Consider the following 11,029-nt stretch of genomic DNA (forward strand, 5'->3'; position numbering starts at 1 on the left):
TTGATGACTTACCATAAGTATAGCACATTAAATGATAAACTCAATCATTTTTCTAATCAATATTTAATTTTATTTTGCAAAAAAGCCAAAATATGCGATTACCAAAACACTCAAGATAATTCGATACCAACCAAATGCTTTAAAGTCATTATTCTTAATATAATTAAGCAAGAATCTAATCGATAGATAAGCAACAACGAACGATACAACTGTTCCAGTCAACAGCACCATGGTTTGTGTACCAGTAAACGCACCACCATGACTAAAATATTTCACGATTTTTAGTAATGATGCACCAAACATCGTTGGAATTGCAAGGAAAAATGAAAATTCTGTTGCAACAAAACGAGACGTACCAATTAGAATGGCTCCCAAAATGGTTGCCCCAGATCTTGATGTTCCAGGAACTAATGATAAGAGCTGGAACATTCCGATAATAAATGCTGTTTGGTATGGCAAATTACTTAAATTCGTAAAACGTGGTGTGAGACGATCATTACGATTTTCAATAACAATGAATAGAATTCCATAAATTAGCAACATAGCAGCCACTACTTGCCAATTCATCAGATGTGCATCCATCCAGTCATTGAATAACAATCCTAGAACAACTGATGGCACAATAGCAACCAACACCTTTAACCATAGGATCCAAGTATCATGTTTTTCCAATGAATTCTTTTTAGGAGAAAATGGATTCAACTTATGGAAGTAAATCACCACAACTGCAAAAATCGCACCTAATTGAATCACAACATTGAACATATCCGTAAACTGTGTTGACTGCTTCATCTGGATAAATTCATTTGCTAAAATTAAATGACCAGTAGAGCTGATCGGTAGGAATTCTGTAATTCCTTCAACTATTCCCAGAATAATTGCTTTAATAATGTCAAACATTTTTTAACCTCTATATGCTTAGATTTTAGTAACCAAATTTAAGAATGCCATACACCATATAATAGTGTCAAGGAAAAATGGCTATGGATGACGGTTAAAAAAGAGTGCACGTTCCGAATTTATAGGCCTATAATCCAAACATTTTTAACATAAAAAAGTTGGAACATTTTCTTTTGTTCCAACTTCTTCCTACAACTAGGTAAGATGGTTCATCCTACTTTGTCGATTCTCTTTTGTCTCCAAGCAACACTTTTATCATATCTGGATAAACACCACCGTTCTGATTTCTTTTCATCACAAGGGCTGTCAGTGCTTGTTTCAAATATTTCTCATTCTTATCATTAACGGCTCGCCATGTTGCAAAACCGCCCATAGATTTCACTGTAATATGACCCATATCAGCATAAACATTTTGTCGATTTTCAATGTAATAATCGTAAATAATTACATCTCTATCCTCATACTGCTTAATAACGGTTAACATATTACTTCTCACTTTTTATTGGCTATGATATTGTGTAACCCAACCATTATAACGCATCTCACGTTGATTTCCAAAAATTGACGTTATTCGTACCATAATTGTGGTAGTGTTTAGTCTACCAATAACTCTTTTGCAAGATAGAAGCATCCATAAATTCCCGCATTATCACCATTACCAACAGACACAATATAATCTTCTAATTTTGGTACGGCTAAATAATCATGTAATTGTTCGGCAAATGACTGTCGTACCATTGGTAACAAAATATCACGGTGTGGCACCCCGCCACCAAAGACGATACGTTCTGGGCGCAATGTAGCAGTATAAGTGACCGCCGCCTGTGCCAAATAAAAAGCTTCTATTTGCCATGCTAAATGATCATCTGGTAGTTCTTTCGCCGAAACACCCCAGCGTTCTTCCATAGCCGGTCCAGCTGCCAATCCTTCCAAGCAACGATCACCATGGAAAGGACAATGCCCTTCATAGTTATCTTGGGGATGCTTAGCCATCATAATGTGACCAGCTTCTGGGTGTGAGTAACCACCAACAAATTCTCCGTTGGCAATAATACCTGCTCCAATACCAGTTCCCACCGTTAGATACACGACATTATCCACATCAGCAGCTGATCCTGATACATATTCCGCCCAACCAGCAGCGTTAACATCCGTTGTCCAATAATAAGGTATATCACGCCAAGTTTTCATGGCACCGAGGAAATTATAACCTGACCAGCCTCGTTTAGGTGTATCTAAAACATAGCCATAGGTCTGGCTATCAGGTTTGACATCAATTGGTCCAAATGAAGCAATGCCAATTGCAGCAATATCTTCATATTGATCAAAAAATTCTTGTACCTTTTTGATAGTCGACGCACCATCTTCTGTTGGAAAGCTTTCACGAGCCACCACAGCTTCCGGCTTTTCGACTGGCGCGACAGCCACCACAAACTTTGTTCCACCTGCTTCAATTGCACCAAGTAATGCCATTTGGCAATTCCCCCTAAATTTCATAGTATACTGGTATTCTAATCGATTATTTCTATAATTGCAAACGTTTACAAATATTGATGTAAAAGCATCACAAACGTTTACGCTTTTGATCCTTTCATCCAAATAAAAACGCCTACCTTGCGCGTTTAGGTAGACGTTTTCTGTGTGGCATCGATGTCTTTAACTTTCGTTATTAACTCCACAACATTTTGAATATGCTCCTATTATAACGTATTCTTTGAAAAAATGGCGAATTACTTTTTAATTAATCGTCGATACATCCAAACCGTTAACCCATAGTAAACAATATATAGACCGCCAATACCAATTAAGGAAGGTCCAAAACCGAGGTATGCATTGCTTGTCCCAGCCATTAATGGCGCAAACATTTGTAACCCAAATACGACGTCTAAAATTCCGATTACCATCGGTATAACAAATAGAATTCCTAAATCAGTGGCAATTGTTTTGGTAATCTTTTTTTCACTTGTTCCAATCATTGCCAATACACGATATCGTTTCTTATCATCTGCAACACCCGATAATGTCTTAAACATTAATGTGGCTGCTAACATTGCCAAAAAGCCAATACCTAAGAAATTTCCCATGAACTCGACACCACCGAAAATCCCCTTTAATTGTTTGTATTCTGCATATGATCCAGTTGCAAATTCTGGCTTGATGCCTGTAATTTTTTCTTGCAATTTCATATTATGCGCTAATGCCTGCTCATTGGCCATCATATCTGTCACTTTAACCATACGAACAGTATGTGTTGTCGTACCATGCGCCTGCATATCTGATGCATTTTCTGCAACAACTACTTTTGCACCAAAACGTGTATTCAAGATTTGATTAGCAACCGAAGTCAACGTTAGATCCGATTCTGGTTCATCACGTAATTGATTCCCTGTTAACCATTTTGTTCGCCAGCTTGAGCCATCTTTTGACCAAACCTTCGCTGGCAATTTTTGTTCATTGAACTCCTCAGCATTGAAATAAATCGTTTGTCCTTTAACAACGTAATGGTAGGATTGATTCCACGCAATTCCCTTCAAATTATCCGTGCTAATCTTGTTTGTCACATAAGCCGCAGTCAATGGATCGGCCTTTTCAGCTTGGCTAGGTAACATCAAATAATATCCTTGACCAACTGACATAGCTCCTAAAGCCAAAGCGAACATAACAGCAATAGATGATAATATCCGTTGATAGTCTGGTAATCGAAATGAAAGCTGTCCGTTTATAAATGCACGCAATCCACGTAAACTATATTTTGAACCACGCACCCAGCTTGTTACCATTTTTAATGTTCGGCTAACAAACCAATACGTTCCCCAAACATTTAAAATCAAAATGACAACAAACCCAGATAAACCAATTTTGGCAATCTTAGGCATCAAGACAAAGCTCGCAATTAGTAATAAGAGCCCAATTAAACCAAATAAAGGATCAAGTATCTTACGTTCTTTAGGTTGGTTGACCTGTTTATTAGCTAATAATAGTGTTAATGTATCTTGCTTACGCAAACGACGACGATTATACAAACCATTTAGTGTAAATAAAACAATAAAAAATACTAATGTTGTAACGATAGATTTTATTGAAAAAGATTGCCAATGGTGTAGCTGGACACCTAAGAGATTCATTAAGTAGTGACTACTTAGTGCCGTTAAACCAAATCCAATAAGAATGCCAATGATTGTTGCTATAACACCAATACTTAACGTTTCCCTTAGCAACAAGGAACCAATTTGCTTTTTAGTTGCCCCAAGCATGGACATCAAACCATATTCAGATTGACGAATTCTTAGCAAAAAACCATTTGCAAAATTTAAATAGACAAATGTAATCATGCCTAACAGTACTTCACCGATGACAAATATTACTGTAATTTGTGACACAACCGCATTCGCTTCTAAAAATGCCTTATTAGTGGCCATTGCACTAAACATATAAAAAATTGCTGCCGAAATAATCAAGCCAACAAATAAAACAATATAATCACGCCATTTAGAACGCAATGATTTTAAAGCAATTCCAAACATATGATCCTCCTAATTGAAATTTCCTAGCTCAGACAATACTCGTTGATAGAATACTTCTCGTGATTGATTGTCACGAGTAATTGTTTTTGTAATCTGTCCATCCGTTAAGAACAAGATTCGAGATGCAAATGATGCTGAGAAAGCATCATGAGTCACCATGACAATAGAAATTCCTTCGTTATCATTGATCTGAGTTAAATAATTCATCATTTCGCGAGCGTTTTCTGAATCTAGTGCTCCGGTTGGTTCATCACCAAAAATAAGTGTTGGATTGTGTACCAAAGCTCGTGCAGCGCCCACTCGCTGTTGTTGACCACCTGATAATTCTGTTGGATATTTATTGAGATAAGACTCAATATGCAGTAGTTGTGCGACTTTTTGCACGGCGTCTTTAACTTTCTTTGGACTTACCTTTTGCAGCGTCAGTGGTAAACTGATATTTTCCTGCACGGTTAAACTTTCAATTAAATTATAATTTTGAAAAATAAATCCCATATCTTGACCACGGAATTTTGCAATCGCATCATCATTCATCTGCAAAATATTCTTGTTGTTAATCATCACTGATCCTGATGAAGGTTGCATCAGTGTTGATAAAATATTCAATAATGTTGATTTTCCAGATCCCGATGGACCCATAATAGCGACAAATTCGCCCTCATCTACAGACAATGATAGATTTTTCAAAACCTCTTGTTGTACACCTGCTGTACTTAAATATGTTTTATTTAACTGATTGGCAATTAGAACTGGTTCAGTCATGATTTTTTCTCCTAGTTTTTATTTCATTTATGTTACAGACAATACTATACACAATCTAATATTGCATTGTCAAATTATTTTTTTGATTTTTAAAAAATAGCGCGCAACAAAAGTTGTTTTAAAGCTGGTGTGTCACGCAATTTACGCCATAAAAGTTACAGGTTTATAATTATGACGTTTTTAGTAAAAAAAAATTGGAACATTTTCTTTTGTCCCAATTTCTTTTCCACGCTATGGTTAAATAATTATAAGCAAGTCAATTTTATAACAACAAATTAAACTTCTGGTAATTTTAAGTCTTTTGCATCAATTAATTGTAATTTATCAATAAAAATGTATTTCATGATCAGTGCCATGGCAATTGGAACAATAAAGAACGCTATCACGACTCGTAAACCAATCCCATTTCCCGTAGATTCATTAAGTGCTGTGACTGGTCCAATAAATCCTGATAAGCCGAAACCTGCTGAAAATGGCGTTCCTGACATACTCAGTAAGCTTGAAATTCCCCCTGCAATGGCCGATGCAATGATCACTGGAATAAATAGTTTTGGTTTAGATAACATGTTAGCCATTTGAATTTTCGGTGAACCCATAAAGTGGGCAATGAATAAGCCCCATGAATTTTCTTTCAAACTCATAATTGCCAAAACCAACGAAGCAGTTACAATTCCTGTATTAGCAGCTCCAGCTCCGATTCCAGTCAACCCAATAGCCGTTGCAATACCAACGGAAGATAATGGTGAAACAATCAATACAGCGAAGATAATCCCTAACAAGATGCCCATCACTAATGGTGCTGTTTGGGTTGCAGCGGCGACAACAGATCCAATCGCATCTTGAATAGCAATCATCACAGGTAACGTCAATAAACCAAGACCACCACCAACTAGCAAAACAGCTAATGGCTCAAATACTGCTCGTAATTGGCCAAGTAGTTTGTGAAAGGCGATAGTAACTAAACTAGCCATAAATGTTGTTAACATAATATTCAAAATCACGCCAGATCCACTAATAACGTACTGCCCGCCATGACTTGTTACCACACCTGAAGCAATAAATGTTGCTAATGCCATTGAAGCACTTTCAATGGTTCCAAACTTAAGCAATGCACCCACCGCAAAGGCGGCAATTATTGGTAACGTACTTTGTGCTAAAGTCACCATCATTGTTAAAGTCTTTACAATATCTGTTTGTGGCATGATTGCAAGCAACTGACTAATGATCGCTGATGGAATCAATGCCACAATGATTCCACTGGCATTGCCATTTAGAATTGCTAAGCCAAATTCTTTTTTGTTTAATTTCTGAACTGTCATATGACTTCCCCTTTTTATCTCATCATTCACTAATTTCATATACAATTTGTGCTTTACCCAATAAAAAAACTGGGTATTTTTTATAAAAATACCCAGTTCCTAATACTACTCAATAACTGCAATTAAGTCGTATTGTTTTGGTTCCGGATATTTTCTCTATCCGAAACCTAGCAAAAATGCTTTTGGTCATTTCGGATAGTCACCTAAAAAACCAAAAGTAATACACTGTTTCAGCTGTTAACATCTTCTTATGTACCATCATTTTCGCTCCCTTACTTAATTGATAAATCTAATTCTAATATATTTTTCATTTTTGTCAACATTTTTTAATCATACACATAAAAAAGCGTCGTATATCTACGACGCTTCGTACATCAATAATGCACTAGATAGTCATTAGTTTAACTACCACGGGGAATATCTATAGTATATCGAGATGTCGTAAAATAAGCGAATAATTTGTTTATAATTATTTTCTAACAATTGCACAAAAAAATCGCTCTGCGTATCCGCAAGGCGACATGGTGTGGATGACGACCCACAAAATATTTTTTGATTGTGAAAGCGTTGATGTTGATAAAGAGTCGTCTCATCACCCTCTTACTGCTCGAACTATTAAATAAGTTATCGTTCTCATTTTTTCTGAAGGAGAAGAGTTTTCAGCAAGTTCTTGAGATTAAACGATTATTCGAACAGTAAGAGTGAAATGCGACAATAACATCCTAGTAGTCCCCAACCAGCTAGTGTTTCACAATTTTAATCAGTAGTTTCGTATACGTTCCCCCGTATCCTTAACACATTTATTATTGTAAGCGTTTCCAAAGAATTTGTAAACCCTTTCGGTGAAATTAATTTTATTTTATTTGTATGTTTGTCATGAATTAAGTGTATTTATAAATCGACTTTATCAAATAACTCTTTATACAAAGAAAAAAGAGCTAGAATATTTATTCCTAGCCCTAATTTATTTCTATTAATGTTATCTCTTACTTTGCATACTCAATCGCACGCGATTCTCGAATAACAGTTACTTTAATATGCCCTGGATAATCCAAATCAGTTTCAATCTGATTTCTAATATCACGAGCTAAGACAGTTGCTTCAATATCTGAAACAGCTGCTGGTTCTACAATAACACGAACTTCTCGGCCGGCTTGAATAGCATATGACTTTTCAACACCGTTAAACTCATTTGCAATAGCTTCAAGTTGTTGCAAACGTTGAACGTAATTTTCTAATGATTCTGATCTTGCACCTGGTCGTGCTGCTGAAATTGAATCAGCAGCAGCAACTAGAACGGCAATTACAGAATCCGGTTCAACATCCCCATGATGCGAAGCAATTGAATTAATCACAACTGGACGTTCCTTGTATTTCGTTGTCAATTCGACACCTAACTCTACATGAGAACCGTCTACTTCATGATCAATAGCCTTACCAATATCGTGTAATAATCCTGCGCGCTTGGCAAGCGTAACGTCCTCCCCTAACTCAGCTGCCAACAAGCCAGTTAGTTTTGCGACTTCTATTGAATGAACAAGGACATTTTGTCCATAACTTGTTCGGTAATTCATCCGACCAACAGTTTTAACCAGGTCTGGATGCATGTTATGAATACCTAAATCGAAAATAGTCTGTTCACCTACTTCTCGAATATGTTCATCCATCTCTTTACGAGATTTTTCAACCATTTCTTCGATACGTGCTGGGTGAATACGACCATCAGCAATTAGCTTTTCCAATGTGTTTTTAGCGATTTCACGACGAACTGGATCAAAACCACTTAGAACAACGGCTTCCGGTGTATCATCAATAATTAAATCAATACCAGTTACTGTCTCAAGTGCCCGAATATTACGGCCTTCTCGACCAATAATACGACCCTTCATATCATCGTTAGGAAGTGTCACAACAGAGACAGTTGTCTCAGCAACCATGTCAGCTGCAGAGCGTTGAATAGCGCTAACAACTAGGTTCTTTGCACGTTTATCTGCTTCTGCAGTAGCACGTTCCTCACTATCTTTGATCATCACAGCACGTTCAGCGACTAATGATTCTTTAGTTTCTGACAAGATCCGATTACGAGCGTCTTCACGTGATAAGTTGGCTACTTCTATCAACTTATCTTCACGTTCAGCAACCAGTTCTTCGGCGCGCTTTTGTTTATCATTGACGCTTTGCCGTTGATGATCTAACTTTGTTTCCTTATTCGAAATAACTTCTTCACGTTTTTGTAAAGAAGCATCTTTTCGATCCAATACAGATTCACGACTTACCAAACGATCTTCTTGTGCTTTTACTTCAGAACGGCGTTCTTGTAACTCACTTTCAATACGTTGTTGGTAACGTTGGCTTTCATCTCGCGCTTCAACAAGAGCATTTTTCTTTAATTGCTCTGCATCAGTAGCCGCTTGATTCGTTATGTCTGTAGCAGTTTGATGTGAAATGGTTAGCGTATGGTTAATTTTTGTTTTAGCCACCGTATAACCGATTCCAATACTAATTACGATTGCGACAAGCAACAACAGGATGATCAATACTATGTTCATCTTGTTTCTCCTGTCTAGAGAGTTGACGTTTATGTCAAATCAATAGTGTTTTTTTGCGCTTAATAACACATATTTAATTTTAGGCTTTTCTATATAATAAGTCAATCAATCTAACATTTGATGTACGTAACAAAAAACCGTCATATCAACATTTTATTCTGTTTCGGTTTATCAGAAACGAGAACAATGTTAATATGGCGGAATTTCATTTTTTATATAACTTAATTAATGTTTAACTCGTAAACGTAAAATATAACTCATGATGCAACGAATAATGACCGCAAAAATCGGTACGACATACAACCATGGCGAAATAAAGATACCTAGTCCTGCTGCTAATAGTAGAAAAATAATAACCGGCAGACTTGCAAATGATAACATTCTCTTATCAATTTGAATAAGACGATCTGCAGTTGCCCACAATTTTTCTAAGTCAGACACATTCGCGACGTGAATATCAGCATTGATATCGGGACGATTGACTGCCACAGTAATGGTGTCCACTTCAACTGGTAAGTTGTCTTGGTTAGTCACGAACATCGTATTATCTTTTGATGTCCACTGTTCTTGCTGTGTTTTTTTCGCCATTGGCGTCAAATCTGATTGTACTTCATCTAACGAAGTCATAATATTAGTTAATTGCATGGTTGCGCCAATTGTATCACCTGAGGCAATTTTTACATCCAAATGGCGTTGTGTGAAGAAACGATCTAGAGAAAGTAGTGACTTATTCAAAGTATCACCAAAAGTAATGACACCAATAACTTGTAAACTGTCAACAACATAACTTACTGAATTACCCAACATCTTGTACGTTTCCAAAGCATTTAAATCGACATTGTACCCTTCAGCTAAAACTTCTGCTGCTGACAAAATGGCAAAACGTTCGTTTAAAATAACACCTTTTACTCCCGCACCTTCTATAATTTCAGGTTCAGAGGCCGTTGATGGAAACACACCATGACTCTCGGCATACTGTAAAATCGACTTTGATAAGGCAGAAGCTTCATCCATTGACAATAATCCAGTTGCAATTCCTAAAACATCAAAATCACTATATCTTTTATCTAACGACAATATAGAATGTACTGTAATGTGATTATCAGTTAAAATACCACTTTTTTCCGTAACGATTGTCGTCACTTGAGGTAATCTTTCTATAACACGCGCATTTTTAAAGTTCACACCATTAGTTGCTAACTTTTCTAAACTTTGCTCTCTATGCCAACCAGACCACAAAGCTGGCCAATTTGCATCTGTTATGATCAAAACCGAAACCATAGTTGTTAAACCATAAATCCAATTTGTCGTTAATCCAAAGAACAATAACGCATAGAGCGATAAAAACATCGTAGCAACATTTAAACGATGTGCAGTTCTTTTCATGGGTGCATTCAGTATAATCGACAAGGTTTCTTTTTGTAATAAGCCCATTGAAACGAGCAATAATGCCATACCGATAAATAGAATCGGCAAGGTCATCGTCGTCACGGTATGTCCTGTCGCATTTGTTAGATAAATCCAAAGGACAACGAAATACCATATAGTTTGACCTAAAATTGGTAGCCAAAGCGTCACAACTAGTAACTGTTTTTGTTGATATAAAGCCTGCTTAATCATGCGATCATCCATATAGACCACCATAACAGCTGCTACTCCAAAAATAGTCATTGTCATATTTTTTATGTGTGTCGACATTAATGCAGATGATCCCACTAACGTTGGTAAAAACACTGCAGATAGCACTGCAAGTACAAGCATGACTATTGCGTATTGATAATAGCGAATTTGACGTATCGGCATATCTTAAACCCCTCATATATTCAGAATGATATTGATACAAAAATAACCGTGTCCACGGGACACGGTTATTTATAAAAAGGAGATGGAGGGATTCGAACCCTCGCGCCGGTTTCCCGACCTGACGGTTTTCAAGACCGTTCCCTTCAGCCAGACTTGGGTACATCTCCATGAA

Annotated in this window: 8 protein-coding genes and 1 tRNA gene; all 9 read right to left on the bottom strand. The window is 36.8% G+C overall.

Annotated elements, in window-relative coordinates; all coding sequences use genetic code 11:
- Window positions 1-69 precede the first annotated feature (69 nt).
- Window positions 70-900 (bottom strand): undecaprenyl-diphosphate phosphatase, encoded by an 831-nt coding sequence (locus HMPREF0877_RS08595; protein WP_002828955.1) that lies wholly within the window; start codon window positions 898-900, stop codon window positions 70-72.
- A 214-nt stretch (window positions 901-1,114) separates the two neighbouring features.
- Window positions 1,115-1,384, bottom strand: a complete 270-nt coding sequence (locus HMPREF0877_RS08600; RefSeq protein WP_002828956.1) for a hypothetical protein — start codon at window positions 1,382-1,384, stop codon at window positions 1,115-1,117.
- Between the two features lie 110 nt (window positions 1,385-1,494).
- Complete coding sequence (locus tag HMPREF0877_RS08605) at window positions 1,495-2,373, bottom strand: ROK family protein (protein WP_040761114.1); 879 nt, start codon at window positions 2,371-2,373, stop codon at window positions 1,495-1,497.
- A 257-nt stretch (window positions 2,374-2,630) separates the two neighbouring features.
- The gene (locus HMPREF0877_RS08610) at window positions 2,631-4,424 is read right to left on the bottom strand and encodes an ABC transporter permease (protein ID WP_002828958.1); all 1,794 of its coding nucleotides are present in this window, start codon (window positions 4,422-4,424) and stop codon (window positions 2,631-2,633) included.
- Between the two features lie 9 nt (window positions 4,425-4,433).
- Entirely contained in the window at window positions 4,434-5,186 is a 753-nt protein-coding gene (locus tag HMPREF0877_RS08615; RefSeq protein ID WP_002828959.1) for an ABC transporter ATP-binding protein, read from the bottom strand.
- Between the two features lie 275 nt (window positions 5,187-5,461).
- Entirely contained in the window at window positions 5,462-6,505 is a 1,044-nt protein-coding gene (locus HMPREF0877_RS08620; RefSeq protein WP_050755330.1) for a PTS sugar transporter subunit IIC, read from the bottom strand.
- A 986-nt stretch (window positions 6,506-7,491) separates the two neighbouring features.
- The gene (gene rny / locus HMPREF0877_RS08625) at window positions 7,492-9,054 is read right to left on the bottom strand and encodes a ribonuclease Y (protein ID WP_002828961.1); all 1,563 of its coding nucleotides are present in this window, start codon (window positions 9,052-9,054) and stop codon (window positions 7,492-7,494) included.
- A 225-nt stretch (window positions 9,055-9,279) separates the two neighbouring features.
- Entirely contained in the window at window positions 9,280-10,857 is a 1,578-nt protein-coding gene (locus HMPREF0877_RS08630) for a hypothetical protein (RefSeq protein WP_002828963.1), read from the bottom strand.
- Between the two features lie 77 nt (window positions 10,858-10,934).
- A tRNA-Ser gene (locus HMPREF0877_RS08635) sits at window positions 10,935-11,024 on the bottom strand.
- Window positions 11,025-11,029 lie beyond the last annotated feature (5 nt).

It is taken from the genome of Weissella paramesenteroides ATCC 33313 (genome assembly GCF_000160575.1).
Classification (GTDB): domain Bacteria; phylum Bacillota; class Bacilli; order Lactobacillales; family Lactobacillaceae; genus Weissella; species Weissella paramesenteroides.

Excerpts from the sequence above, each read along its gene's own strand:
- HMPREF0877_RS08595 (WP_002828955.1), bottom strand. The coding sequence starts at position 900 with ATGTTTGACATTATTAAAGCAATTATTCTGGGAATAGTTGAAGGAATT.
- HMPREF0877_RS08600 (WP_002828956.1), bottom strand. The coding sequence starts at position 1,384 with ATGTTAACCGTTATTAAGCAGTATGAGGATAGAGATGTAATTATTTAC.
- HMPREF0877_RS08605 (WP_040761114.1), bottom strand. The coding sequence starts at position 2,373 with ATGGCATTACTTGGTGCAATTGAAGCAGGTGGAACAAAGTTTGTGGTG.
- HMPREF0877_RS08610 (WP_002828958.1), bottom strand. The coding sequence starts at position 4,424 with ATGTTTGGAATTGCTTTAAAATCATTGCGTTCTAAATGGCGTGATTAT.
- HMPREF0877_RS08615 (WP_002828959.1), bottom strand. The coding sequence starts at position 5,186 with ATGACTGAACCAGTTCTAATTGCCAATCAGTTAAATAAAACATATTTA.
- HMPREF0877_RS08620 (WP_050755330.1), bottom strand. The coding sequence starts at position 6,505 with ATGACAGTTCAGAAATTAAACAAAAAAGAATTTGGCTTAGCAATTCTA.
- rny (WP_002828961.1), bottom strand. The coding sequence starts at position 9,054 with ATGAACATAGTATTGATCATCCTGTTGTTGCTTGTCGCAATCGTAATT.
- HMPREF0877_RS08630 (WP_002828963.1), bottom strand. The coding sequence starts at position 10,857 with ATGCCGATACGTCAAATTCGCTATTATCAATACGCAATAGTCATGCTT.